Annotated in this window: 28 protein-coding genes; 7 read left to right on the forward strand and 21 right to left on the reverse strand. The window is 63.8% G+C overall.

All coding sequences use genetic code 11. The annotated features are described in order from the left end of the window. Nucleotides 1-80 precede the first annotated feature (80 nt). The gene (locus HBNXHr_RS08765; RefSeq protein ID WP_275736852.1) at nt 81-509 is read left to right on the forward strand and encodes a DUF5793 family protein; all 429 of its coding nucleotides are present in this window, start codon (nt 81-83) and stop codon (nt 507-509) included. Between the two features lie 54 nt (nt 510-563). Then, entirely contained in the window at nt 564-737 is a 174-nt protein-coding gene (locus HBNXHr_RS08770; protein ID WP_275881847.1) for an HEWD family protein, read from the forward strand. Nucleotides 738-794: 57 nt separating this feature from the next. On the opposite strand, the gene HBNXHr_RS08775 is transcribed toward HBNXHr_RS08770, so the two are convergent. From HBNXHr_RS08775 to HBNXHr_RS08810, 8 genes are all read right to left on the reverse strand, one after another. After that, entirely contained in the window at nt 795-1,811 is a 1,017-nt protein-coding gene (locus tag HBNXHr_RS08775) for a hypothetical protein (protein WP_275881848.1), read from the reverse strand. A gap of 116 nt (nt 1,812-1,927) precedes the next feature. Further along, nucleotides 1,928-3,004, reverse strand: coding sequence for a glycosyltransferase family 4 protein (locus HBNXHr_RS08780; protein ID WP_275736855.1), 1,077 nt, complete (start codon nt 3,002-3,004; stop codon nt 1,928-1,930). Between the two features lie 57 nt (nt 3,005-3,061). Beyond that, a complete protein-coding gene (locus HBNXHr_RS08785; protein WP_275883707.1) occupies nt 3,062-3,955 on the reverse strand; it encodes a DUF368 domain-containing protein in 894 nt (297 codons plus the stop codon). Nucleotides 3,956-4,039: 84 nt separating this feature from the next. Further along, entirely contained in the window at nt 4,040-7,174 is a 3,135-nt protein-coding gene (locus HBNXHr_RS08790) for an oligosaccharyl transferase, archaeosortase A system-associated (protein ID WP_275881849.1), read from the reverse strand. Nucleotides 7,175-7,323: 149 nt separating this feature from the next. Beyond that, nucleotides 7,324-8,145 carry a hypothetical protein gene (locus tag HBNXHr_RS08795; protein WP_275881850.1) on the reverse strand — a complete coding sequence of 274 codons (822 nt, stop codon included), beginning with the start codon at nt 8,143-8,145 and terminating at the stop codon, nt 7,324-7,326. 73 nt (nt 8,146-8,218) lie between these two features. After that, a complete protein-coding gene (locus tag HBNXHr_RS08800; RefSeq protein ID WP_275881851.1) occupies nt 8,219-8,944 on the reverse strand; it encodes a ribosome assembly factor SBDS in 726 nt (241 codons plus the stop codon). A 72-nt stretch (nt 8,945-9,016) separates the two neighbouring features. Next, the gene (locus tag HBNXHr_RS08805; RefSeq protein ID WP_275881852.1) at nt 9,017-9,301 is read right to left on the reverse strand and encodes a hypothetical protein; all 285 of its coding nucleotides are present in this window, start codon (nt 9,299-9,301) and stop codon (nt 9,017-9,019) included. A gap of 52 nt (nt 9,302-9,353) precedes the next feature. Next, nucleotides 9,354-9,632 (reverse strand): winged helix-turn-helix domain-containing protein, encoded by a 279-nt coding sequence (locus HBNXHr_RS08810; protein ID WP_275736860.1) that lies wholly within the window; start codon nt 9,630-9,632, stop codon nt 9,354-9,356. Between the two features lie 317 nt (nt 9,633-9,949). Between HBNXHr_RS08810 and HBNXHr_RS08815 the strand changes: the two genes are divergently transcribed. Further along, the gene (locus HBNXHr_RS08815) at nt 9,950-12,046 is read left to right on the forward strand and encodes a DUF4397 domain-containing protein (RefSeq protein WP_275881853.1); all 2,097 of its coding nucleotides are present in this window, start codon (nt 9,950-9,952) and stop codon (nt 12,044-12,046) included. An 80-nt stretch (nt 12,047-12,126) separates the two neighbouring features. Here HBNXHr_RS08815 and psmA read toward each other — a convergent pair whose 3' ends face one another. From psmA to HBNXHr_RS08845, 6 genes are all read right to left on the reverse strand, one after another. Beyond that, complete coding sequence (gene psmA, locus HBNXHr_RS08820) at nt 12,127-12,942, reverse strand: archaeal proteasome endopeptidase complex subunit alpha (protein WP_275881854.1); 816 nt, start codon at nt 12,940-12,942, stop codon at nt 12,127-12,129. Between the two features lie 2 nt (nt 12,943-12,944). After that, nucleotides 12,945-13,424 carry an Rpp14/Pop5 family protein gene (locus HBNXHr_RS08825; protein ID WP_275881855.1) on the reverse strand — a complete coding sequence of 160 codons (480 nt, stop codon included), beginning with the start codon at nt 13,422-13,424 and terminating at the stop codon, nt 12,945-12,947. Continuing rightward, nucleotides 13,421-14,056, reverse strand: coding sequence for a class I SAM-dependent methyltransferase (locus HBNXHr_RS08830; protein ID WP_275881856.1), 636 nt, complete (start codon nt 14,054-14,056; stop codon nt 13,421-13,423). Before HBNXHr_RS08830 ends, HBNXHr_RS08825 begins: the two co-directional genes overlap by 4 nt. A gap of 87 nt (nt 14,057-14,143) precedes the next feature. Further along, complete coding sequence (gene dph2, locus HBNXHr_RS08835; RefSeq protein WP_275881857.1) at nt 14,144-15,193, reverse strand: diphthamide biosynthesis enzyme Dph2; 1,050 nt, start codon at nt 15,191-15,193, stop codon at nt 14,144-14,146. Nucleotides 15,194-15,338: 145 nt separating this feature from the next. Next, nucleotides 15,339-15,485 (reverse strand): hypothetical protein, encoded by a 147-nt coding sequence (locus tag HBNXHr_RS08840; protein WP_275881858.1) that lies wholly within the window; start codon nt 15,483-15,485, stop codon nt 15,339-15,341. Nucleotides 15,486-15,528: 43 nt separating this feature from the next. Further along, the gene (locus tag HBNXHr_RS08845; protein WP_275881859.1) at nt 15,529-16,293 is read right to left on the reverse strand and encodes a MarR family transcriptional regulator; all 765 of its coding nucleotides are present in this window, start codon (nt 16,291-16,293) and stop codon (nt 15,529-15,531) included. Nucleotides 16,294-16,413: 120 nt separating this feature from the next. On the opposite strand from HBNXHr_RS08845, the gene HBNXHr_RS08850 reads away from it, so the two are divergent. Continuing rightward, nucleotides 16,414-17,100, forward strand: coding sequence for a metallophosphoesterase (locus tag HBNXHr_RS08850; protein WP_275881860.1), 687 nt, complete (start codon nt 16,414-16,416; stop codon nt 17,098-17,100). A gap of 73 nt (nt 17,101-17,173) precedes the next feature. After that, nucleotides 17,174-17,299: a hypothetical protein gene (locus HBNXHr_RS08855; RefSeq protein WP_275736869.1), complete on the forward strand. Its 126-nt coding sequence runs from the start codon at nt 17,174-17,176 to the stop codon at nt 17,297-17,299. A gap of 13 nt (nt 17,300-17,312) precedes the next feature. Here the strand turns inward: HBNXHr_RS08855 and HBNXHr_RS08860 are convergent, their stop codons facing one another. Then, nucleotides 17,313-18,608 carry an NAD(P)/FAD-dependent oxidoreductase gene (locus HBNXHr_RS08860; RefSeq protein WP_275881861.1) on the reverse strand — a complete coding sequence of 432 codons (1,296 nt, stop codon included), beginning with the start codon at nt 18,606-18,608 and terminating at the stop codon, nt 17,313-17,315. Between the two features lie 119 nt (nt 18,609-18,727). Here HBNXHr_RS08860 and HBNXHr_RS08865 point away from each other — a divergent pair, with 119 nt between their 5' ends. Then, on the forward strand, nt 18,728-19,903 hold the full coding sequence (locus HBNXHr_RS08865; RefSeq protein ID WP_275881862.1) for a pyridoxal-phosphate dependent enzyme: 1,176 nt from the start codon (nt 18,728-18,730) through the stop codon (nt 19,901-19,903). A gap of 20 nt (nt 19,904-19,923) precedes the next feature. Here HBNXHr_RS08865 and HBNXHr_RS08870 read toward each other — a convergent pair whose 3' ends face one another. The 5 genes from HBNXHr_RS08870 to HBNXHr_RS08890 are packed head-to-tail and all read right to left on the reverse strand — an operon-like array spanning nt 19,924 to nt 22,115. After that, nucleotides 19,924-20,676 (reverse strand): proteasome assembly chaperone family protein, encoded by a 753-nt coding sequence (locus HBNXHr_RS08870; RefSeq protein ID WP_275881863.1) that lies wholly within the window; start codon nt 20,674-20,676, stop codon nt 19,924-19,926. Between the two features lie 5 nt (nt 20,677-20,681). Beyond that, entirely contained in the window at nt 20,682-20,864 is a 183-nt protein-coding gene (locus HBNXHr_RS08875; RefSeq protein WP_275881864.1) for an RNA-protein complex protein Nop10, read from the reverse strand. Beyond that, complete coding sequence (locus HBNXHr_RS08880; protein ID WP_275881865.1) at nt 20,861-21,661, reverse strand: translation initiation factor IF-2 subunit alpha; 801 nt, start codon at nt 21,659-21,661, stop codon at nt 20,861-20,863. Before HBNXHr_RS08880 ends, HBNXHr_RS08875 begins: the two co-directional genes overlap by 4 nt. Then, nucleotides 21,658-21,831: a 30S ribosomal protein S27e gene (locus HBNXHr_RS08885; protein WP_275736875.1), complete on the reverse strand. Its 174-nt coding sequence runs from the start codon at nt 21,829-21,831 to the stop codon at nt 21,658-21,660. Before HBNXHr_RS08885 ends, HBNXHr_RS08880 begins: the two co-directional genes overlap by 4 nt. A 2-nt stretch (nt 21,832-21,833) precedes the next feature. After that, a complete protein-coding gene (locus tag HBNXHr_RS08890) occupies nt 21,834-22,115 on the reverse strand; it encodes a 50S ribosomal protein L44e (protein WP_015790511.1) in 282 nt (93 codons plus the stop codon). A 171-nt stretch (nt 22,116-22,286) separates the two neighbouring features. Here HBNXHr_RS08890 and HBNXHr_RS08895 point away from each other — a divergent pair, with 171 nt between their 5' ends. After that, a complete protein-coding gene (locus HBNXHr_RS08895) occupies nt 22,287-22,538 on the forward strand; it encodes an HAH_0734 family protein (RefSeq protein ID WP_015790510.1) in 252 nt (83 codons plus the stop codon). Here HBNXHr_RS08895 and HBNXHr_RS08900 read toward each other — a convergent pair. Continuing rightward, nucleotides 22,516-24,864 carry a DUF2298 domain-containing protein gene (locus tag HBNXHr_RS08900; RefSeq protein ID WP_275881866.1) on the reverse strand — a complete coding sequence of 783 codons (2,349 nt, stop codon included), beginning with the start codon at nt 24,862-24,864 and terminating at the stop codon, nt 22,516-22,518. The two genes, HBNXHr_RS08895 and HBNXHr_RS08900, sit on opposite strands and share 23 nt — an antisense overlap. Nucleotides 24,865-25,059: the final 195 nt, after the last annotated feature.

Raw genomic sequence — 25,059 nt, forward strand, 5'->3', positions numbered from 1 at the left:
CCCCTGTGTTCCAGCCAACCGGCCGAACCTGACGTCGCCGTCACCTTCATGCTATTCGAACACATACCACTACCTACCGGATGAAGCGCGAACACTTCAGTCTGACTGCCATCCCGGCCGGGGGGAGCCCCGACGCGCCCGATGTCCCGACGTTGCGAATTGAGTACAGTGGCGTCGCCGGCCTCCTCCGTGAGAAATTGACCGACGACGGAGGATCGACACTCGAGGATGAGGACGTCGATGTCGCGTTTCGCAAGCGTGAGGGACAGCGAGGTGTACTAAGCATCGCGGAACGCCTCACCGGCGCGTTCATCTGTGAACTCGATACCGAGGTGGCAAACGTAACGGACATCGTCGATGCCGCCGAGACCAACGACGGCCGCTACCGGATCGAAATTGTCATCGACGACGATAGCGTTCGCTTCGAGAAGGAGACCCTGCTGGTCTATGACGTCACTGGGGAGTTGCTCCGGTCCTGTAGCCTCAATCCGGGCAGCGTTGAACTGTAGGCATCGATTCGCTGACCCGAGACATTCTTGTCGATCCGTCCCGTCGACCTATCCATGATTCGAATCGCTCCCCCGAACGAGCGTAAGTGTGAACGATGTGGGCGCAAGGAAGTCTGGGACGACGACCGTGGCGTCTGGGCCGCCCGCGACGACGACCGGACCGGCAGCCCTCACTGTCTCCACGAGTGGGACATCAACGGGAGTTACAACCCGATTGAAGAACTGTAACCGTAAACATCCCGCGGGCGCCTCCGGGAGCGAGTTTCGGTATCTCTCTTTTGCGTGCTAGAATGCCGGGATGAGCCCTTGCTCGAAGATTCCGGCAGCCGTCAGCAACCCGATCACGAGCGTCGTCACTACGATGGCGAACGCGGGCGGGTCGACGTGCGTATCGGCGTGCGCATAGAGGATACGGCCACTGAATTCGGCGATCACTGCGCTGACGAGGCCGAACCCGGCACCGAGTGCAAGCGCCACTTCGATCCCCATGGCTGGCATCGAGAGTGCGGCGATGCCGGCGGGGAATGCGATGTGGTGGACGATCGGGAACCGATCGACGCCGGCGACGGTGATCGTCAGTGTGGCCATCGCGAGACCGAACACGAGATAATACCGCTGGGTCACGTACGTCACGTAGGCCCCAAACACCCCGACGACGATGCCGAGGAGTGCCTGCTGGAGCCACCGTTGTTGGTGTGGAACCCACGGCTCGACGGCCAGTCGCGTCGGGTCAGCCTCGTCGTGCCCTTCGAGTGCCGTCCTGATCTCGCCGCGCTCGTAGGGCGACATGTCCAGCAGGCCCTCGCTGATCGATCCCACGAGCGGATAGCCAAAGGCGATCCGGGCCAACAATCCCGAGACCAGGACGCTTGCCATGACCGGATCGACTGGGAGCGCGAAAGTCCGGACGAGTGCGGCCAGCCAGTAGCCGATCACGCCGAACGCCCCGCCAGCGAGCAACGCATCGACCCGCGCGCCGTTCGGCGTGAAGATGTCCTTGGCCCGGTGATAGGGGAACGAATCGGGCTCCTCGTGGCGGCCGAGATACGCGGCAGCCGCGACGCCACCGGCGAAGGCGACGTGCGGGCCGAGCGCGGGGCCGTACCCGATCTGGGACGTGAGTCCGATCGCCCCAGCGCTTCCCGTCGCGGCACCGGTAGCCGCATTGGCGACCTCGCCGACGACGATCACCAATCCCGAGAGGCCCAGCGCTGCCATCCCGCCCATGGCGGCCCCGATCGCACCGCCGGCAAACGCGACGACGAGTATCTCGATCGCGAAATATCCCGCCTCAGCGACCATGGTCCCACGCTCCTGTCCAGCGAATTTCCAACCGACACCTGCCCGAATATCGATCCATGCGTACACCTGTCTCCGTGGGTGTAGTTAGTAGTTGGCGTCTCGATCGTCCTTCAACGCTACGAGTAGCCCTCGGTCGGATCCCGTCCCGCAAGCAGCGCCTCGTAGACCGAGACGAGTTCCTCGCCGACGCGATCGAGGCTGTGTTCCTCAGCCGTCGCACGGGCGTTCGAACCCAACCGCTCCCGGAGGTCGGGATCCTCCGCAAGCCGTTCGACCGCCTCGCGGAACTCCGCGTCAGTCTCGGCTTTCAGGCAGTCCTCGCCGTCGGTGAAGAACTCCTCGAAGACCGGGATGTCCCGGATGACGACGGCCTTCTCGGCGGCCATCGCTTCGAGGACGGCGATCCCCTGGTTCTCGGTCTTCGTGGGGAACAGATAGATATCGCCCGCACCGAACGCATCGCGAATGTCGTCGATCCAGCCGGTGAACGTGACGTTCTCCGGCGGCTCTTCTGTCCAGCGTTGCACCGTCTTCGATGCCAGCGGGCTCGTGCTGTAGGGGCCAAACCACGCGAAATCGTACGGCGTCTCCTGGGCGACCCGACAGAACGTGCTCAGCCCCTTGCGCTCGAAGACCTGCCCAACGGCGAAGACGACGACGCCATCGAGGTCGTACTTCTCTCTGGCGGACGCCCGGAACTTCTCGTAGCCCTCCAGGTTCTCCAAGTCGACGCCGTTGGTCATCGGCTTGATTGGGGCCGTGACGGGATACGATTCGAGCACGCGGCGCGTGTACTCACTGGGACAGAGGACGAGGTCGGCCTGGGAGTAAAACCACCGAAGATACCAGCCGAGGGGTTTCGAAACCAGGTTCGATCCCCGAAAGCTCTCCTGGAAGTCCTCGCGGGTGACGTGTGAGTGTAAAATCAGCGGGATGTCGTGGCGCTGTGCGTGCTTGGCGACGGCGATCGATCCCGGACCGATGAGGTTGGCGTGGGCAACATCGAAGTCAGCCCACAGCGATCCGTCACCGAGATTACTCACGGCTGCAGTCGCCGGGTTCCGGCCGTCCCACGGCGACGTCACGACGTCGACGTCCGTGGTCGCCAGAGCCGCGCGCTGCTGGGAGGCAGCAGTTCGGATCCCGCTGGGGCCAAGATAGGGTTCGAGTTCGAGATAGTTGAGGACGCGCATACGCTCTGTCTGGCCCAGCGTGGGGAAAACGCTACCGACTCCCGGCGAGCGATCGCGTCAATACGACAGCGACCCAGTGTATTGGTCGAGAACGAGCACCGCCCCGGCCCCGACACCCGCCGCAAGCAGCGTCAGAAATGTCGTCGTCGGGCTCCAGGTGGCAGTGTTGTCGAGGACTTCTTCGACTGGCAGCCGTAGCGCCCCGACCATGAGGCTAACGAGGAACGTCAACGTGGCTACCCGGTAGGTGGATAGCGCCCACCGGATCACCCGGGCGAACGAGAGCAAGCCGACGAGCGCGCCGATCCCGACGACGGCTACCGTCGTTGCCAGATCCAGAACGCCACCGAGAGACGCATTCCCAGTTACCAACCCGAGAAGACTGTCGACGAACTGTTTGAGGACACCCGTCAGATAATCGTACTGCCCCAGCAACAACAGCATGAAGGCACCCGACACACCCGGCAGGATCATCGCGGTGATCATGATTGCCCCCGTGACGAAGAGGACCGGCAACGCGTGTGAGTACGTCGCGCCGGCAGTCACGCCCGAGACGACGAACGCCAGCCCAAAGCCGACCACGGAAGCCCCGACTCGGCCGGGCGTCCCGACGGAGACGTTCTCGTAGAGGACGACCGCCGAGGCGGCGATCAACCCGAAGAAGAAGGCAAAGGTGAGTGCCCGGGCCCCGTTCAACGCGGCGTGCATCACACGCGAGACGATCACCAGCGCCGTCAAGACGCCTGACCCGAGAACGACCAGGAATGGCACGTCCATGGCAAGCAGCCGACGAATCAGCGCCTGGCGGCCATTCGTGTGATGGATCCGAAGCAGGTGTCTGGCTGCGCGGGGATCGAGTCCGGCGATCGCACTGATGAGCCGCTCGTAGATCCCGGTGATAAACGCGATCGTCCCCCCCGAGACGCCCGGTACCGAGTCGGCCGCACCCATCGCGACGCCCTTGAGGTAGATCACGAGCCAGGCCCGGACATCTGTCGTCGACGTGGTCCGTGATTGCTCTCGGGAAGACACGATTTAGTATCCAGTGGGAACCGCTCGGGCAATGGCCGCATCACCGGCGACAACGGGTGCGACCGCTTCGGTCGTGTTAGTGCCAGTTTCGTTCGTCGAACCGTCGGCCGGATCACTCGTCTCGGAGCCGTCTGTCGCGTTCCCGTCCGTCTCGTTTGTCGAATCGCCCTCCGACGTGTTGAGATCCTGTTCGAACAGGACTGACTCGGTCAGGTCGACCTCGACGGCCGACTCGTCGGTACCGACGACCTGCTCTTCGGAGACGTCCGCCGTGTCGGTGTAGGCGGTATACCGTATACTCTCGTTCGTCGACTCCTGTGTCGGCGGGGTCTGGAACTCGTAGGAGCTATTCGCACGGACGCTGACGTTCGTATAGCCGTCCTCGGTGCTCACCGCGTCGTAGTCCGTCGTCGAGTACGGCAGCGTCATGGTGAACTCGCCATCCCCGCCGGTCTCAGCGTGCTGGCGGTAGGTGAACGTCTGGTTCGCGTTGGGCATCTCCATCTCGACCGAGGCCGTGACGTTCGTGTTTGCTGGCCCAGTCCCCTCGACGGTCGCACCCGGGACACGCTCGAAGGTCTTTGTCCAGGCGCTATAGGATTCCGAGAGCGCCCCACTCAACAGGGTTCGAGTGCCGACACCTGTCTGGTACTGTACCTGCTGACTCTGGGCGTTCCGTTGGGCGAGCAAGAGTAACCCTGGCTGGCTCGCCATGATCGGGTTCTGACTCGAATCGCTCACCTGCACCAGCCGGTAGTGCTCCAGGGCGGAGACTGGCTCACTCGGGATCTTCCCGAGGCCGCCGATCTGGGCCGTCCCGTCCTCAGCGACGTAGGCTTCGGCTGCGCTTCGGTTGTTGAACCATCGCAGTGCCTGAGCGGTTCCGTTCTGGTCTGTCGCGGGAACATTCCAGGTTCCCGCCGTGCCGTCCTGGAACTCGACCTGCGTTTGTTCCCAGTCGACGACCGGAATCCGGCCTTGTGTGTTGGCGCCTGGGACATCGGTGGTCGAGGCGGCGCTACCGTGATACCGGTAGAGTCTGACGACCATGGACTCGTAGTAGGCCTGTTTCTGGACCGTATAGTACTGTCGCACATATGAAGACCGGTCACCGGCCTGTATCCCCGCATGCACCGGTCGGAAGTAATCCGACGTCGAGACGTTGTCTAGGAAGGCCGACGGCGCGAAGAACTTCCCCCAGGCATAGTTTGCCCAGGGGGCCCCGTTGGCCGTGACCATCTTCCAGTCGACCATCGCGTATTGGGGCGCTGCATCCGACTCGTTTTCACTCACGACATCGAGTGCGTCGCCAGCCTGGGATTCGTTCCCTGCAAGGAGGAACGCTGCGGCCTCCTTAGCGTTGCCCTGGAACGGGTTGGCGACCGGGATGCGTTCGCCTTCCTGAGTGATCCAGTGGCCGTAGTCCCACCATGACATCACGCCGTAAGCTCCGTCCGGATACTCGAAGTCGTCAGTTCGCTCGTAGGTACCGTAGAAGTCGAGCTCCTCTGCATTGCCGGCCCCACCGTAGTTGCCCTGGGCGGGCGTGTTCTCGCTCATCCAGTCAAGGCTACTTTGCCAGTTGGCAACGGCACCGGGACCGTTTTGGTCTGAGGTATCCAGCACGGTCGGAGAGGCCACGACCATCGGCAAGACAACGGCGATTACCACGCTCAGTATCGTCAGGACCTGGTACGTTTCGAGATCGCTACTCTCAGCGGCCGAATGAAGTGTCCGGAACAGCCACGAGACCACCAGCGCGGTCAGCGTCGCGGCCGGGACCGTGAGGTAGACGCCAAAGCGTGACTGAGTGAACGCCGCAGCGAGCATGAACAGGAACCAGACCGCGACGAACAGCAACTCCGGCTTGAGTTCGTCGCTGAGATACTGATGGACGAGGGCAATCCCGACGCCGACACCGGCGATGATCGGGGCTGCTCCGTACCATCTCCAAAGTGTATCGAGACCCCCACTTATCGGCGCGACCTCAGCGACAGTACCGGCCGATTCCGTGTGTGGGTTGAAGGCGAACCCGACGAACCGGAGCAGCTGATCGAAGAAGTACCAGAACAGATCCGGCAAAACGAGTGCGAACAGTAGAACACTCACACCAAGCCCACCGAAAATCGTCGTCGGGTACAGCCAGGCGTTGAGATCACGACGATCCCACTCCCGCGCTAGCCAGGTCAATCCGATCGACCACGCGACACCCGCAAAGGCGAGCCCTGGCTGGGCGAGAGAGAGTTGAACCATATTGAGATCGAACGAATGAATCGAGAGCAGCGAGAGTACACCAGCTACCAAAAAGATGGTCGCAGTGGATATCCCGACGTGTTCGGGACTTTCGCCCCGGAGATAGACGATCGGGAGCTGAATCGTAACGTAGACGCCCAGGATTCCGAGAAGAAGGATCGCCGGCGGCCAGGTCCAGAGATATAACGCCAGCCCGACGCCACCCACCGCGGCCCAGCCCAGTGGCCGGCGAAGCGTTTCCCAGTCCCGCTCGACGAACAGTTCGTACACCGGCTTTTCTTCCTGTGCAACACGAACGGCAATCACAATGCCGAGCACGGCAATCGCCTGGAAAAAGGCTTCAGCGACCTGGTGGTCAGCAGCCCCCACGAGGCTCCGCTGAAGGAGGACGCCCGATGACAGCGCAAGCACGATTGCGGCGATGATACCGGCCATCCGGCCGCCCATCCGCTTGCCAAGATAGTACGTCGGCACGATAATCGCCGTGCCGAAGACGACCGGTGAGAACAGCGTGACGAGCCGAACCAGCTCGTCGCTTGGATTCCCGAGGCCGATGACGAGTGCTGCCGTTGCAATCAGTTGATCGAAGATCGTCCCGTACTGGCCGACAAAGGTCCCGGAAGGGAACTCCGTCCAGGGATCGAACGGCATCGTCGAGGGCCAATTCGAGACGGTATAGGAGATCTGGCGCAGATGATACCAGGGGTCGTTTCCGCTAAAGAGAATCTTGCCGTCGGAGACGAATCGACCCCACGTTCTGCCCCGCACCCAGAACATGAAGCCGAACAGGCCGGCGATGACCAGCCAATGACCCCACCGAAAGAGCCATTCGACGGCACGACCGGCTGGCGAATCCTCCGTGACATAGTCGTCTAATCCACTCATGGGACGGGAACCCTCCGAGCGCTCATTAGGCAAGGAAACTGCCAACGCGCGCATAAGCCTTATGAAGTTACTAACGGACTACCGTAGGAAGCCAACCAAGCGATAGCGGGCAATCCAGGCCGTGGATCGCTCAAGTTCGGCGTTTTGAGTTACGGGGCGGCGTCGACGGGCGATTCGGAAAGTCGGACACCACAGGCGTCACACGAGACTGTCTCGACCTCGTACTCCCGACAACAGGAGGTGGCTGTCTGCGTATCGAGCGATGTCTCGCCGCCACACGCGGGACAGATATCGAGATGCCGTCGCAGCTCGGAGACGACCTGACCACGTTCAGCCGTCGAGAGCGCCGTCCAGCCGCCATACTGGTTTGCGAGCACCTGGCCGGCCCCGAGATCCGCGAGGAGTGCGGCCCGTGACACCCATCGACCGAAGGGACGACCATCCAGGGTAAGCGTCACGGACCGGTCAGTCTCCGCTATTCGGATCTCGCCGTCGAGATCGAAAACCGTCCCCGCAGTCGTCTCGCTGTCCGAAAGCTCGTCGATCGCACTTCGCCAGGCCGTTGTGAAACCGTCCGTGAGATAGCGGTCCTCGTTGTCTGCTGATGCAACCGCGTCGGCCTCGCGAAGATGCGAGTCGACGTCGAGCGTGCTGAGTGTGCCCACGCCATCGATAACGAACGGTTCCTTCCCGAAGGCCCGGAGCAACCGCGGTGGGAAATACCGTTTCGTGAGCGTTGGTGTTCCTGGGATCAAGTAGCCACGGAGCCAGATCTGGACGGCCGACCCCGCGATCACGGCGATGAAAGCACCGACGGCGACGGTCGGCGGGTATTCCAGTCCCATCAGAAGGACGAACGCCGCATTGCCGATCAGGAGGCCGAAAACGCCATTGGTTATCGTACACGGAAGACAGCGGTTCCTGCCGGTGTACTCGGGCCGTCGGAAGCGATCGATGACTGACCAGTTCATCGCGTTGTTGACTCCCTGAAACGCCACGTGAACCGCATCGTTGCCTGGTTGGGACCGCCGCACTGTCCTGAATTCAGCGGGTTTTGATGTCGTCTTCGTCTTTGATGATCCGCGTCTCGGCCTCGCCGCTGGAAACCTCGTTGGCGAGTCCATAGAAGTCATTCTGGAGGCCAGCGGGGAAGGTGAGCACGCCGACCCACGACCCGTCGCTTTGCCACTCTTCGCTCTCTAAGTCACCGAACTCCCTGATTTGTGCCTGGCCGCTGCCGGCGTGTTCGGGTGGCAACTGCACGGCGACGGTTACCTCGTCGAATCGGATCGGGATCACCGGCCTGAGCGCGTCGAGCGCGTCGTCGACCTGATTTTCGACTGGTTCCATCGGATCGACCTGGAAGCCCGCCTCCTCAAGGGCCGACTCGATCCGGTCGGGCGGGTGGGGGGCGTCGTCCATCTGGGGATTGACGGCGTTGCGGGTGATCCGCTGGACGAGTTCACGGTGCTTGCGCTCTTGCATCTCGCGGCGCTGGTCGGCCGTGATCTGGATCTCCCCCTGCTCGATGACCTCGGGAATGATCTCCAGGGGCTCGGTCGTCCCGAAGACCTCTTCGAGGGCGTTCTCCGGCGGTCGATCACCCCGGGAGGCGTTCTCGAAGACGTCCTCGGCGGCGATGACGTCCTCGAGGTCACCCTCGAAGTCGTCGCGCTTGATGGATAAGGCCGCGTCGGGATCGACCAGTACCTCGAAGCGCTCGCCGTGGGTTTCCAGACGGGCTGTGACAGCCTCGTCAAGGGATATCATATCTTACTCCTATTCGGGCCGAGTAAAAGGTGTTTCCGAACTCGCTGCCGAGGAGACACCGGCCACGCCGACTCACTGCCAGGTGATATACAACAGCGTCGCGATGGCGAACGCTTCCAGCACCTGGAGGACCATCATGATCTCGACGGCGAACGGCGGTAACCCGGGCGTCGGATTGAAGTAATACCACAGCGCCAGAAGGTTTTCGGCGAGCAGGAACCCGGCGAAGACGATCGACCCGAGGGTGAACGTGGATCTGATCTCGCGGTACAGCTGGCCCCACACGGCGATCAACGCGCTCAACAGGATGATGTTTGTCACCGCTGCCAGCCGTGCGATGTCGAGTACGAGCGTCATCTGTCACCCTCGGCCGGTCGCCATGCCATGCTTCCGTGTCTCTGTCGTTGACTCATTGTTCCACCTGGGAAATAATATCCTCGATCGTCCCCCAGTGTTGTCGCGCCCGCTCGCTGGGCAGATAGACCGTCCCGTAGCTCTCGTCGGCGCTCGTGACGATGTCGTTGTCCTCCAAGACGTCGAGGTGATGGCGAATCGTGTTGTACGCCAGATCGAGATCCTCGGCGAGGCGGTTGGCGTTTCGCGGCCGGTCGTCCAGCGCACTGAGGATACGGACCCTGTTGGGACCGCCGCGCGTCCCCGCGAGCGTCTGCCAGAGGACCGCCTCCATACGCTCGTTCGTTTGATGCCACGATAGAATAATCCACCGGTCGCAAACCCACAGATCGCCCGACATTGCGGCAACCATTGCGGTAACTCCGAACGGCTCCGCCCGATGGGTCGGTGGTTGCCAGACGCCGCGCTAGCCTCATTACTCGACGTACCCGAACCAGCGAAATAGGGATTTTGGTAACTTAGACTCAAATCTCTCGAAAGTAATTCGGAAGCGAGACCACTCCTCGAACGGAATTTCGGGAGATTCTCGACGAAATTGAGTCTAAATCACGAAAATTGTTAATATACTGTCAGTCGGAGCGGTTCACGCACATGACAGATGAAACGCCGACACGGCGACGGCTGCTGTTGAGTATGGGTGCGGCGACGACTATCGGCCTCGCAGGCTGTAGCGACGGGAACGAGGAGACGACGACGGATGACGAGACGACGATGGACGACCCCGAACCGACCGAGACGGATTCGGAGATGACCGAATCCGATCCGGGGGAGGGACGACTCCGTGTCGCCCACATGTCGCCGAACGCACCGAACGTCGACGTCTATCTCAACGACGAAGCGGTCCTCGAAGACGTCCCGTTCGGCGCGGTCAGCCAGTACCTGTCGGTTCCGGCTCAGGAACATTCAGTCACGATTACGCCGGCCGGTTCGCCGGACACGGAAGTGTTCAGCGGTGCGGTGACCGTCGCGGCAGACACCGCCTACACCGTCGCCGCCACGGGTGAAATCGGCGACGACGCCGACGAACCGTTCGCGCCCCTCGTGCTGGAAGACGATACGTCCGATGTCGGCGATGACGAAGCACGCCTCAGAGTCGTGCACACGTCCCCGGACGCCCCAGCAGTCGACGTGACGGCAGCGGACGGCGACGTGGTACTCTTCGACGGCGTGCCCTTCGGTGGGTCCGGGTACACGACCGTCGGCGCGGGCGAGTACACCGTCGAGATCCGTGGCGATACGGACGGAAACGACGGCGACGTCGCAGCGGAATTTGATGTCACGCTCGAAGGCGGCGAAACGTACACCGCGTTCGCAGCGGGCTATCTCACTCCGGACGACGAGCCCGCAATGACGCCCTTTGACCTCCTCGTGACCACACCCAGTGGCCGCGGTGCCGCCCCGGAACCCGAGCCGGGCGACGGGCAACTTCGCGTCGCACATATGTCGCCGAACGCGCCCAACGTCGACGTCTACCTCAACGACGAAGTCGCACTCGAGGACGTTCCCTTTGGGGCGGTCAGCCAGTATCTCTCTGTGCCTGCTACAGAGCATACGGTGACGATCACGCCCACCGGCTCGCCGGACACCGAAGTCTTCAACGGGTCCGTAACCGTCGCGGCCGACACCGCCTACACCGTCGCCGCGACCGGAGAAATCGGCGACGACGCCGACGAGCCGTTCGCACCCCTCGTGCTGGAAGACGATACGTCCGACGTTGCCGACGATCAGGCTCGTCTCACGGTCGTTCACGCGTCCCCGGACGCACCCGCCGTCGACGTGACTGCTGGCGGCGGTGACGTCGTGCTGTTCGACGGTGTCCCGTTCGGCGCAGCCGGAACCACGACCGTGGATGCCGGCGACTACACCGTCGAGATCCGCGGCGATACGGACGGAAACGACGGCGACATCGCTGCTGAATTCGACGTCACGCTCGAAGGCGGACAGAGCTACACGGCCTTCGCGGGGGGCTATCTCACCCCCGACGACGAGCCAGCCGCGACGCCTTTCAACCTTCTCGTCACCACGCCCAGTGGCCGCGGTGCTGCCCCGGAACCCGAGCCAGCCGAGGGTCGGCTTCGCGTCGCACACATGTCCCCGAACGCGCCGAACGTCGACGTCTACCTCAACGGCGACGTCGCACTTGGGGACGTGCCCTTCGGGGCAGTCAGCACGTACCTGTCGGTCCCCGCCCAGGAACACGACGTGACGATCACGCCCGCTGGCTCCCCCGATACTGAAGTCTTCTCGGGGGCGGTCACCGTTGCCGAGGACACTGACTACACCGTCGCTGCGACAGGGGAGATCGGCGAGGATGCGGACGAACCGTTCGCCCCGCTCGTGCTGGAGGACGACAACTCCGACGTTGCTGACGACGAGGCGCGCCTCAGGGTCGTTCATGCTTCCCCGGATGCGCCCACTGTCAACGTGACAGCCGCTGGCGGCGATGTCGTACTCTTCGACGGCGTTCCGTTCGGGGGTTCTGGCTACACGACTGTCGGAGCCGGTGACTACACGGTCGAGATCCGTGGCGATACCGATACGAACGACGGCGACGTCGCCGCCGACTTCGACGTCAGTCTCGACGGTGGAACGGTGTATACGGCCTTCGCGGCTGGCTACCTCACGCCGGATGACGAGCCAGCCGACACGCCGTTCGACCTGCTCGTCGCCCAAGACAACAGCATGTAAGTCCCGCGGGAACCGTCGCTTCGGCCCACCGCTTCGTGAGTCCGTCGTGATCGCGTGAATTCAACACTTCCCTCGGTCGATTACTCGTCGACTGAATCGTCGTCAGTGTCTCGCTCGTCTGCCGTCGTGTCCGGATCGTCGTCCGCAGTTGCGTCATCCTCGTCTGTAGCGAGCAAGCCCAGATCGGTGAGGTACGCCTCCGTCTCGGCGTCGGTGAGTTCGTGGAACTGTGCGTCCTCGACGGGGATCGTCGCGATGCCGACACCCTCCGGGGTCAGGCCGCCGTCGGCGACCGACGCAAGCGCTTCGAGTGCCAGCCCGACGCCGGCCTCCAGGGTCATGTCCTCGTCGTAGCTGGCTTCGAGGTGCTCCCGGATCGCCCCACGGTCGGCACCGATCGCGAGTGCCTTCCACTCGTAAGGCGTGCCCGATGGGTCGGTCTCGTATAGATACGGCTCGCCGTTGCTGACGCCGGCGATCATCAGCGCGACGCCGAACGGGCGCGCACCGCCGATCTGTGTGTACTGCTGGACGTGATCGGTAACCTGCTTCGTGAGCGTCTCGACGCCGATCGCCTCGCCGTATCGGAGCCGGTTGAGCTGTGCCTGTCGGCGGGCGAAGTCGATGAGCTGGCGTGCGTCGGCGACGTGGCCCGCGCTGGCGATGCCGATGTGGTCGTCGGCCTTGTGTATCTTCTCGACGGAATCGCGCTCCATCAGCGGCGAGCGGATGCGCTTGTCCACCACGAGGACGACGCCGTCGGCGGTCCGAACGCCGATGCTCGCCGTTCCGCGCTTGACGGCTTCCCGGGCGTACTCGACCTGGTAGAGTCTGCCGTCGGGTGAGAAGATGGTGATACCGCGGTCGTAGGCCTGCTGTTGATTTTGTCCCTGCATCGTTATGAGAGATCGCGTTGCGTCGCCCCGACGAACCCGTCGTCGACGTGTACATCCACCCGGCCAGCCCGGATCACTGCAGGTCGATCGGTTCCCGCAAAGGCGACGTCGTCGTGCTCGGTGGGTTCCGGTCGGCCTCCTAAATACTTTTCCTCACACGCACGCACGGTGCCGCTGACGCCCCGGACGCGGAGTCCCACTGGGTCGTCATCGACAGATTCGAGCGTGGCGAGTACCGCTCGGGCGTTCGTCTCCTCGTCACGACGCGTCCGGACGATCGCCGTCCCGGTCGGGCCGTCGTGTTCGAAGCGGACGACTGAGAGGTCGACAGCTGCCGATCCGACGTCCCCCAGCAGATTCTGAGCCCCAAACCAGAGGTGTCGCTGGAACGCGCCGCGATCGAAGTCGGCGTCCGACCAGGTTTCGAGTTCGACTGCGAGATATCGCCAGCGCTGCCTGAAGTGCTTCGGGAGGTGCTTCATTGGCCACCCTCGCCAGTTGTCCCCGTTGGTACTCGTTCGGCGACCAGCACGCCGACCTGGTCGTGGACGCGCTCGACAGCCGTGAGGGCGAACCCGACATCAGTGAACGCGTCGACCAGCGTCCCGACGGTCGCGGGATCGTCGACTTCCGGCGAGTAAAACGGCTCGTCGGGGTCCGGCGCCCCGAAGAACATCACGTCGCCAAGAACGAACCGCGCCGGGTCCAGACCGGCGATGGTCTCGATCGCCTCGCGTTTCTCGGCGTCGCTGAGGTGGTGCAGGGCGAAGTTCGAGACGACGACATCCACGTCGGCGTCGGGGAGGTTGGGCTCGCGAAAGCGACCCTCACCGAACTCGGTGTTTTCCAAACCGCGATCGGCGGCCTTCTGTCGGGCCCGCTCGCGCATTCCCTCGCTGATATCGCGGCCGATAACGCGGCCGGCCGCTGGAGCCAGTGCGAGGGCAATCGCGCCGGTGCCCGTCCCCAGGTCGAGCACGGTATCGCCATCGTCGGGATCGGCGTGTTCGATCACCAGATTAGCACACGCCCGGTACTCGGAGGAGTTGCCGTCGTCGTAGGAGTCGGCCTGCTCGTCGAACCGGGCGGCGTGTTCTTCGAGCGTTCGTTTCATGGGCCTCGTTCGGGCGGGCCCGTGAAGTACTCCACGACGTGTCTCCGGTCACGCAGAGAAGAGGACTGCAGCGTCTCGCCGACCGGCTCACCAGGTGCCGTGGAACGTGTCGAAGCTGAGCGAGTCCATCGGTTTCTCTCCCATCGCGATCTCGTACTCGCCGGGCGTGAGCATGGGCTGTTTGAACTGCGGGCCGTCGTCGGTCGTGATCCGCGGGCAAGCGGTGTTGACGTAGGCGTCAAGCCCGAAGTTGGTGAGCTTCTGGGGCGTGACGTTGTTCATCGTCAGGAGGTAGGCGTCGTCGTTATCCTCGACGATTTGGCGGGCGCGTTCGAGGCGACCCTGGCCGATCTTCGTCGAGTAGATGATGCCCCACGTCTCGGCGTCCATGGCGCGATGGATCGCGCCGTAACGCTGTTTGATCAGCGCGTCGGCGTCCGCGATGTCGACCACGTTGTTGACGGGGTCGGCGATGACGACGCGTTTCTCGGGATGGTCCATCGCGAGCCCCAGCGGGTGGAACTTCCCGCCGCCGACGTAGAGCATCTGGTCGGCCTCGACGTCCGCGGAGGCGTAGTTACACCCAAGCACCTGGCCCTCGTGGGTCAGTCGCTCGTCGCCACGCCGGGTGTGAACCGTATAGCCGCGCTCCTCGAGGAATTCGCGCATCTCCTCGAACTTGTTCATGTGCTGGGCGGTCGTGACGAGGCCAATGTCCTCGTCCGTCTCGGGATCGTCGAACTCCGACAGGGACTCCTCCATGATCGGGAGGACGTCGACGTTCGAGAACAGCGGGACGTAGATGATCTGCTCGGACTCGTTCATCGGGCTGTGGCCGAAGTGGACGAACACCTCGCTGTGACGCATCAGTTCAGTGTCCAGATCACAGGCCCCATAGCAGGGTTCGCCCGAGAGCATGACCGTCACGTCATCCGGGAGGGTGCGCCGGAGGTCGTCGGCGACGGCCGGTCCGCGACGTTTGAGTCCCTCCGGGAACTGCAGGCCGACGCTGTTGGCGTTTCGCTCCGCGACGGCCTCGCTGATCCGGTCGAGTTCGTAATCCCACTCGCGGTCGTGTCTGAGCGCCATCCCCGTCGCAGTCAGATCGCCCGGGGTACGCTCGCTCTCCTGACTCATTGGAGACGGATAGCGGATCAGTCCGTAAAACGACGGCGTTTCCGGCACTCACGCCGTTTCCCGTGGTATCACGCGGCACGAGCGACCGGGTTCGCACCGCGAGTATCTCGGGCGTCATTCGACAGTGTCGCGCGATGTCTGGGCGTCATTCGACAGTGTCGCGTAACTCCTCGACGTGCGATTCGATCAGCCGCAAGGTCGCGTCCGCATCGGCGTACCCGCGGTCGTAGTCCTCGCGGGCCGCGTCGTACTCGTCGAGGAATTCGTCGACAGCAGCTTCGATATCACTCATACCTGACCGTTCGGCTCGACGCCTCTCAAGGCTTTGGAACCAGCTATGTGACTGCGTAGGACACGTCGCTGTCACGGAGGGCATCGGTTACCCGCCCGACCGCGTCAGTCGTGGCGACGACGACGACGTCAAGGCCGCGACTCGCTGCGTCGGCGGCGACCTCCCCGGCCCCGAAGTTTGTCGCCGGTTCGTGGTCGATCCGACGGAGCGCGCCGACGGCCTCGACACCCGCCGCGGCGACGAGGTCAGCAGTCTCGACCGCGTCCGTGAGCCGATCGAGCGGCGGGTCCTCGTCCGAACGGATCGGCGGCACCTGAAGGATAGTGACCTCCCCCGGTTCGAGATCGATGACGCCCTCGAACCCAGTGACGCCCACGACCTCGCCCGCCTCGGCGTCCGTCGTTGCCACACCAGTCGCCTCGCCGTCGCCCGGCCGCGCCTGGAGGAGGCCATCGGCGATCGAGAGCGTAACGGTCTGGCCTTCGTTGACGGGCTTGAGGGCGATCGCGGCGTCCTCCTGAACGCTCCCGAGGACGTCTTCGGTTACATGATCCGCGAACCGTCGGACGTCCGTCGCCGCGCCGAACAGCCAGTCGACGCCCTCGTTGGTGACCCGATAGCGCGAGCGCCCCTCTTTCTCGACGAAGCCGTCCTCGACGAGTTCGCGAATGTACTCGCTGACCGCCTGACTCGTCACGCCGACGGCGTCGGCGATCTCGCCCTGGCTTACCGCCGGCTGGCGTTCGGCGATCTCGACGAGGATCCGAAAGCGGGTCGCCGTCCGCTTGTTGTCGAGGACGTCGATCATGTCCGAACCCTGGGAGCGCTGGGTAAAAAACCCCGGAGTTGCGTCCCCGAGCGATTCCCGTTTCGTCTCGGTCGAATCCCGACGACACCCTTACGCCCGTGGGTCGCCGATGGCGTAGTGATGGAACCGACGTTTCGGGACCGGGCCGTGATCGTCGGCGAGACGCTCGTCGTCGCGGATCTGCATTTCGGCCGGGAACGATCCTCGAACGTCGAGCTATCGCTCGGTTCGGACGCGTCCATGTGTGATCGAATCGGGACCCTGCTGGAGGCACACGATCCCGCGGAAGTCGTGATCGCCGGCGACGCGTTGCACTCCTTCGATTCGCTTCCGCCGGGCGTCGCGAATGCGTTTGCGGACCTCCGGGAGTCCGTCGCCGAACACGGCGCAGAGCTAATCATCACGCCCGGGAATCACGACGTGCTGCTCGATGCTGTCTGGGACGGGCCGACACCCGACAGCTACGCCCTCGCAGACGGGGAGACTGTTGTTCTCCACGGTGACGACCCGCCCGAACGATCGGCTGACCGGTACCTGATCGGCCACGATCACCCGGCCATCGAGATCGAGGGCCAAAGGCGGCCGTGTTACCTCCATGGCGTCAACGCCTACCGCGGGGGTGACGTCGTCGTGTTACCGTCGTTCAACGAACTCGTCGCCGGCGTCCGGATAAACCAGATGCGTGCCGCCGACTTTCACTCGCCGTTCATCCGGAACGCGGGCGCGTTCCGGCCGATCGTCCGTGACGAGAAAGCCGCCGAAACCCTGGAGTTCCCGCCGCTTGGCTCCCTCAGAGAGATGCTGTGAGGACCTCGCCACCCAGTACCGACTGCCCCCAGTACCCACCAGTGTTTTGTTCAGGGGCGTCGAACCCGTTACTATGGAAGCTGCCGTCATCCTACTGCTGGTGAGCCTGCTTGCCCTCGGTGTGTTGCTCGTGTTGACCCGGTGGCTCGTCCCGAAAGCACTCGCCGAAGAGCCGACTGATCACGCCGGCGGTCACTGAGTCGGCCGGGCAGTCAGGGGAGTCCCGGCCCGTCTAGGAGTGTCTCAGCGGCGATTCGACCGCTCTGGAGAGCGCTCTGTATCGAACTCCAGCGAGTGTAATCGCCGGCCAGGACAACGGGGCCGTCCGGGTCGTCCGGATCGGGCAGCCCCGACTGGAACCCTGGCGGCTGGTCGATCTGGGCGAAGGGGACCCGTTCCGTCCGGCGATGTTCGAGGGTGGCGAACGAGCGCTCGGGATACCACTCCGAGAGGGTATCTCTCGTCTCTTCGAACAGCGTCTCGTCGCCAGCATCCGGCACACCCAGGAACGTCGCGGCGAGCAACTGCCGGCCGTCCGGTGCGTACTCGGGAGCCACTGCCGACATGGGCGCAACCTGATTGGGCCGGTCGTCCGCGATGTTCAACAGGAGGCGTTTGCCCGTATCGAGTTGCGTTTCGGAGGGCAACGACGCGTAGACAGTGGCACACCCCCGATAGTCGGTCGGCGTCTCGACGCCCGTGAGCTCGCCGGCCGTCTTCGGGTCGGTCGCCACGACCGCGCCGGCCGCCGTGATGGTCTCGCCGTCGACGGTCACCCTCACGCTGTCTCCCGTTTCGCCGGTCTTACCAGCATCCGCGCCGATCGACTCGACCGTCACCCCCGTTTCGATCCGTGCGCCGGCGTCACGGGCACGACGGGCCAGTTGCTTCGGAATCGCCGCCATCCCGTCAGCCGGGACCGCCGCCGACCCCTCGATCAGTCTGGCAAACGTGTACTCGAAGATCCGGGCATCCGTCGACAGCGTGCGATCCAGCGTGATCCCGCCGTAGAACGGCGCGACGAACCGCTCGCCGAAAGCTTGGGAGAACCCACGGTCGGCCAGCGCCGCCTCGATAGTCCGATCCGGCCGCGTCGGGTCGAAGATATCGCCTTCATCACGCCCAGCGAGTTCCTGACGGAGTTTGAGGACGCGAAGCTTGTCGCCGAAGGGGATCTCGCGGTTGAACAGCGTTTGGGTCACGGTCCGTGGGTCCCGAAGCGGGTCAGCGATGACGCTCCGTTCGCCCGGCCGTGCGAGCGTCGCGCCCGGTGCGAATCGCCGTAAATCGAGTGCGTCCACGTCGAGTTCGCGCCGGACTGCCGGATAGCTGTCGAAGACGACCTGGAACCCCCGATCGTAGGTGAATCCGTCTTCCCGGTGAGTGTGGACGCGGCCGCCGACGGTCGACTCGCTCTCGAACACCGTCACGTCCAGTCCGTCCTCGGCGAGGTGGCGTGCGGCAACGAGGCCAGCGAGGCCGCCGCCAGCCACGATCACGTCAATCATGTCGTCGCCTACGGCGGGGATGGCCAAAACCTCCCGGTCGACCGTGGGCGATGGGACTGTCGAGAACAAACCCCTCCGTGACCGGACCACACTTTAGCGGGGCGGACTGACGGCGTGGTATGCACACCGACGGCGCACTCGCCGGTTTTGACTGCCCGACCTGCGAAACCACCCTCGCCCCGGAGGACGTCGAGACGACCTGCCCCGAGTGTGGCGACCCTGTCACACCGGTGTTCGACGCCGATGCACTCACAGACGTGGTTGCGGCTGAAACGGACAACGCAACCGGAATCGACCGTTTCGCCCCGGCGCTCGGATTCGACTCGGATGCGGGGCTCGTCTCGATCGGTGCGGGTGGAAAGACTGTCATCGACGCCCCCTCACTGGCTGCCGAACTCGGCGTCGACCGCGTCCGGATCGCCGACGAGGGACGCAATCCCACCGGCAGTGCCGTGGATCGAGAGTTGGCCGTGGCTGTCTCAGTCGCCGCCGAACGTGACGCCGAAGGCGTCGTCCTGCCATCGACGGGCAATGCGGCACGGTCGGCAGCCGCCTACGCCGGCCGGGCCGGCCTCGAATCGCTGTCCTACGTCCCCTCCCGGACACCCTTCGTCGAGAAAGCGATGACCAACGTCCACGGCGGCGAGCTCTCGGTCGTCGAGGGCCGATATGTCGACGCGGCAGCCGCCTACGACGATGCCGACACCGACGGTTTCCCGGTCGGGCCAGCCTCGCCGTTCCGGCAACTCGGTGCGGCGACGCTCGCGTGGGATCTCTTCGAACGGGAGGGTTCGTCGCCGGACGCCATCGTCCTGCCGGTCGGCCACGGGACTCGCCTCGCCGGGTTCTTCGCCGGGCTGCAAGCGCTCGAGGCGGCCGGCCACCTCGATTCGCTCCCGCGGCTGTACGCCGCACAGCCGGCGGAGTGTGCGCCGATTTTCACCGCTTACCAGAACGGCGTGGAGGTCGAGACCTGGGAGACACCGGACAGCGTGATCGGTCCCCTAGAAATCCCCGACCCGGCCGTCGGATCGCACGCCCTCGACGCACTCGCGGCCAGCGGCGGCGGTGCAGTGGCCGTGACGGACGACGATGCTCTCGCCGCCGCCGTCGACGCCAACGCGGCGACCGGCGTCGAGGTCAGTGCGACCGGCGGTGTCGCGCTGGCTGGCGCTCACGAACTTGCCGAGCGCGGAACGATCGAAACGGGTGCGTCCGTACTCGTCGTCGATCCGCTCGCCGTCGCTGCCGAGAGCGACATCCTCCGCAGTCAGTTGATGAGCCGCGGGATCTGAAGGGCGAAAAAGCCGTTCGTTCAGCCGATATATCGGAGATCCTCGTCGGGACTGCTGGGTGCACCTTGCTCCATCTCCTGGATCTTGCGGACGACTTCTTCCATCTCGTCGGCGCGCTCTTCCAGCGAGGCATAGTCGACTTCGAAGCCGAGGACGTCCTGCAAAATTTCGAGGACGGCCTGGGCGCTCTTGGGATCGACCAGATAGCCGGACGTTTCGCCCATCAGACACGCGGCCGGCCACTCGCGACGCTGGCCCATCCCGAGCAGCAGGCCCGAGACTCCGACGATGCCGCCGGCGGGTTCGTTCTCCCGGAAGTCGACCCCGGCATCCGCGAGTTCCGTCTCCAGTTCGTCGGTCGTGACCGCGCCGATGACGTCGTACTCCTCGATGAGTTCGCCCGTCGGAACGCCGCCGAGGGCGACGATCCGCTCGACGTCGAAGTCTTCGGCGATATCGAGGAACGTGTCGACCAGCCCGTAGTGACCGGCGTTGTCCTGTGCCTGGTGGTCGCCCGAGAGGACGAGCATGTCCTGGCCGTCCGCGGGCGTGACTGCGTGGAAGGTTGCACTGGCAAGTTCGATACCGTCCTCGACGCTCACCTGGGGCGGGAAGTGCGTCGAGTAAACCCGCCGGACGGGCGTGCTGTCGAGCTCTTCGAGTAAGTGTTCGGCGGCGAGCTTGCCGACGTGACCGACGCCGGGTAACCCTTCGACCAGAACCGGCTCGTCGAGGTCGACGTCAGCAAGAACTTCGATCTCGTATTCGTCCATACCGCCTATTGCCGGTGTCGTCGTTTAAGAGCGCGTCGATACTCGCCGTTCGGATCTTCGGGCGAAAATGGGGCCGGAACGGCGTTTTCGGCCGACGCGCCACAGTCAGGACAGGTGTCGCCGAGCGTATACACCGGGCGGTCATGACGGTCGCGCCACGCCGAACACACCCGGATGTCGGACTTCATTCCTCGTCGGTGGTGCGCTCACGGTGGTACTCGGCGGAGCCACCGCGTTCTTCGATGGCCGCCGTGGCGCGGTCGGCACTCGCTTCCAGCTGGGACTCGGCCGTCTTGTAATCCGGCGCCTGGACTTCGATCCGGTACTCGGGAGCCCCGACGTAGGTAACTTCGAGATCGATCTCTTCGGGCACGCTGCCGTTGCCCTCGGCGGCCTGCATCGCCTCCTTGATCGCATCGACCCCATCCTGGGACGGACACGTCAGGTCGACGTAGCCCGTGACGTTGACGTACGGGACTGAGACGTTCTCGCGTGCCGCCTCGACGATCGCGTCGATCTCGTCGTCATCCAGATCGGTCTCTTCGAGCGCTTCCGTGCCGTGGATGGCCGCCTGCTCGAACCCATCGTACATCGAGCCGAACGCGGCGATGAGTTCCTCGGCGATGGCAGCGTAGTGGTCGTCGTCGAGATCCTCGCCGAAGGCGATGGACATCCAGTTGTCGGCCTTCTGCTCGTTTTTCCACTCCTGGATGGTGTCCTTGCGCTGGTGATCGTTGACGTCCTTGATCGAGAGGTCGATCTGCTGGGCGTCCTCGTCGACGTCTAAGACCTTCGCGACGACAGTCTGGCCCTCGTTGACGTGGTCGCGGACGTTCTTGATCCACCCGGAGGCGACCTCGCTGATGTGGGCCAGCCCGCGCTTGTCCTCGTACTCTAAGAGGTCGACGAACACACCGAAGTCCTCGATCTCGTCGACGCGCCCGACGACCAGTTCGCCGGGTTCGGGCCAGCCGCTGAACTTCATCGTTGTTCGACCGTCTCGAGTACGTCGCCCTCGATGGTAGCCTTGCCACCGGTCGGGCGGACGAGCGTGTTCCCACAGACGGCACAGACGACTTCACTCGCCGCCTTGCCGAAGACGACCTGTTCGTTCTCACAGTCCGGACATCGGACGCTGTAGAAGTTTCCTGTCATCGTTATTCCTGGAACTCGATCCGGCCGGCGCGCCATCCCTCGCGGAGGTGGGCGTTGCCACACTCCGAACAGCGGTACGTGAGGTTGGTCTTCTTCGTCGGCTTGTCGCCACCGGGGACCTTCGAGAACTTGCCGTCGTTCCCGATCCCGGACTGGCGCTCGCGCTGGCGGCCGTTGACTTTCGTCATGCCGGTAGAGCGTCCCTGTCGGACGCGCTCGACTTCGTGTTCGTGGTGCTCGTTGCAGTTCGGACAGTAGGTGTTAAACCGGCGTGGCATCTGCATGGATATCTACCTTGCCGGAGGGTTAGACAGCCCGGCTTAAAACCCGTTTGGTTCCACGCGAGCGCCGTCTGTGGAACGTGAATCATCCGCACGCCATACGGCCATCAGTTCGTACATAGACTGCATGCTCCGAAGCGTTTAATGCCATCTCAGGCGAATCCCCGGTAGTTCATGAAGCGGCTCATCATCCACGGCGACCCCGGCATCCGCAAAGACGCCGTGATCGAGCACGACGGCGAAGAGTACGTCTGCTTCGGGATCAATAAACAGGGCGACTGGCATGGCCCGGCCGAACCCCAGCTGTGGTGTACGGTCGGCAGCGAGGACGAACGCGAGACCTTCGAGCTCCGGAACTACATCCCGATGCACATGGAGACACTCTCTGCGGACGCCGACGCGATTACTGTCGTCGAGTCGGCCTGAGATAGTTCGAGCCAAGCATCGACTGGTTGACGCGGTAGATTGTCACCGAGTCCCAGTGTTTTTCGATCGTCACGGCGTCGAGTTTCTGGACCGTGATCTCCGGGAAGGCCGCCCGTTCGAGCGGGCCGACGTAGACATATGCGATATCATACTGGGCGAGCAATCGACGCTGGTTTGTGGGGGCACCAGTGAACAGCTGGATGGTATCGTGGACGCGTTCACAGTACGTCGATGCCCCGCGATAGCCGATTTCGCGGTTCCATCCGGCGACCGTTGGGACGCCAGTCATGGTTGCAGGAGCATTGCCCCAGTTGTAGATGTCCCAGCGCCATGGCGTGACGCCCGTTGAGAGTTCGCTGTCAGCAGCACAGTATCGACTCAGCGAGCCCGAAGTCGGTCGGGACAACAGGTTCGGTTGCCCGGTGACGTTGTCATTGAGCCAGTGGATCGCCGGCGCTTCCTCCGGATGGTACCTGTCGACGAACGCGAGCGCATCGAGGGTCGGTTCCTCCGGTGGCGCTGTCACGGAAGACCCGGAGAAATGCTGTGAGAGGGCCAACACACCGTATATCGAGGTCGAAACAACCAGTACGGCAACGAGGACTCGGAAGCCACGTCGCCACCCGTCACTGGACAGGCCAAGCGAGGGCCGTCGGTCGGCAAGCAACCCCACGAGTACGACCCCCACCGCCGAGGCCCAGAGCGCCCACGTCTGCGCGTAGAACTTGAAGACGGTGTTCATGCGCCCCGGTCCAGCCTGCTCTTGGACGTAGACGAATTCGACGAGTACCACGAGCCCCGCTCCGGCCACGATCAGGATCGTCTCGTAGCCGGGTGTCGGCACATCCTTATAATCCCCAACACGGCGAAGGAACCAGCCGACGGCGATCAGCGGCCCGAACAGACCGAGCGCGGGCACGTCGAGCAAAACGGAGACGAGAACCAGGCCGAACGCACCACCCAGTAGTGTTCTCCTGACCACCCGGGTGGTGTGTGAATGCAAGTACCGAACATAGTAGCACGCGAATGCGATCAGGAACGCCCCGTGAACCAGCAATAGCGGACCGAACCCGCTGCGCTCCGGCAATAATGCGAGGTGTTGCTGGCCACTCACGGACTGTAACCAGAACGGCAACGACAGCGCACCCCCGATCACGAGCACCGCGACCCCCGCGACGCCGGCGAGAACGTGACGCCGAATCTCCTCCCAACGCCAATCACGTGCGTCCAGCCGGTTCCGGATCGACGGTGGCAGTAGCGTTACCGGACTCGCCGGTGCGAGTGAAACTGTCAGAACGGTGAGTCCGCCGATCGAGGGGAACGACCAGGTATTGCTGACGGCGAGTTGGGCCGCGAGCGGGCCGAGGGCGGCAAGTAACGCGATCCGTCGGGTTCGGTCACCCGCTGGCGTCCGGTAATAGCCATAGAGAAGCGTCGCCGCGAGCAGCAACAGGGGTGGGCTCATCATGTGTGGGTGGAGATCACCGTTGAGCCAGGCAAACAGCGGGAACTCGTTGATCGTCCCCGGGATGACCCGGCTGGCCGTCCAGTAACTGAAATTCGCGAACCCGGTCCCCAGCCCGTCGAGTTCGTGGCCGACAGCCACTGAGAATCGCGTTGCGATATCGGTCGGGAGCGTCAGAAGGACCAACTGGACCGCCGGAACGAGATTGCTCGCTAATCCGACGAAGAAGGCGGCGATGACACCCGCGGGGCGGGCCGGAAGATCACGACCGGCGGCGACGTCTTTCGCGAGCCCGTACGCGGCCGTGACGACCATCGCATAAAACCCCGCAACGGAGAGATTGTAGGCGAACCGGGCAGCAGTGTCCGTCATGCGGGCGAGCAGCGACGCGAGGAGATGACCGCTGTAGTAGTACTGGACGGGTTCGCCGGCGAACCACATGTCCTCGGGTGGCAGGGCCTCGGCGCGGAGGAGGGTCTGGAGCAGGCCGAAGTCGAGGAACTTCTCACCACCGCTGGCGTGGACGGCCGGATCGACCGCTCGGATCGCCACGACGAACAGGAACGCGATCGAAAACACCGTCGCCGTTTCCATATACACCGTTCTGTTCACGCTGTCGCTTCGATGCCGAGCGATCACAGCGACGAGACCGAGGACGAAGAGTCCGCCCCAGAGCCCGAGCGTGAGCGAGACGTGGCCGACGAAGAAGGTGACGAGCCAGATGATCGTCAATGTGAGCGGAATCGCAACCCCGGCACCACTATCGGCCAGGTCCGGCAGCACCGTGTGAGTGATCGGGAGACCGACGAATAACAACAGGAGATAGGTCCCTAGCCACAGCGCGAGGAGTCCAAACTCCATCACCCGGGCCAACGGACAACCGCACTAAATGGCTTGTGTAATTGAAAGGGACGGTCATGCAACGTCACCTTGGCAGGGAGAATACGTCTCGACGGCCCAACCAGGGAGCAGTCTACCAGAATATCCGGTGTAAGTATTTGCTGGAATTGTTCCGTCAAGTCACAGGGAATGCACGGTAAGAACTAACGGACGGCA

Origin of the sequence: Halorhabdus sp. BNX81, from assembly GCF_029229925.1 — an archaeon.
Lineage (GTDB): Archaea > Halobacteriota > Halobacteria > Halobacteriales > Haloarculaceae > Halorhabdus.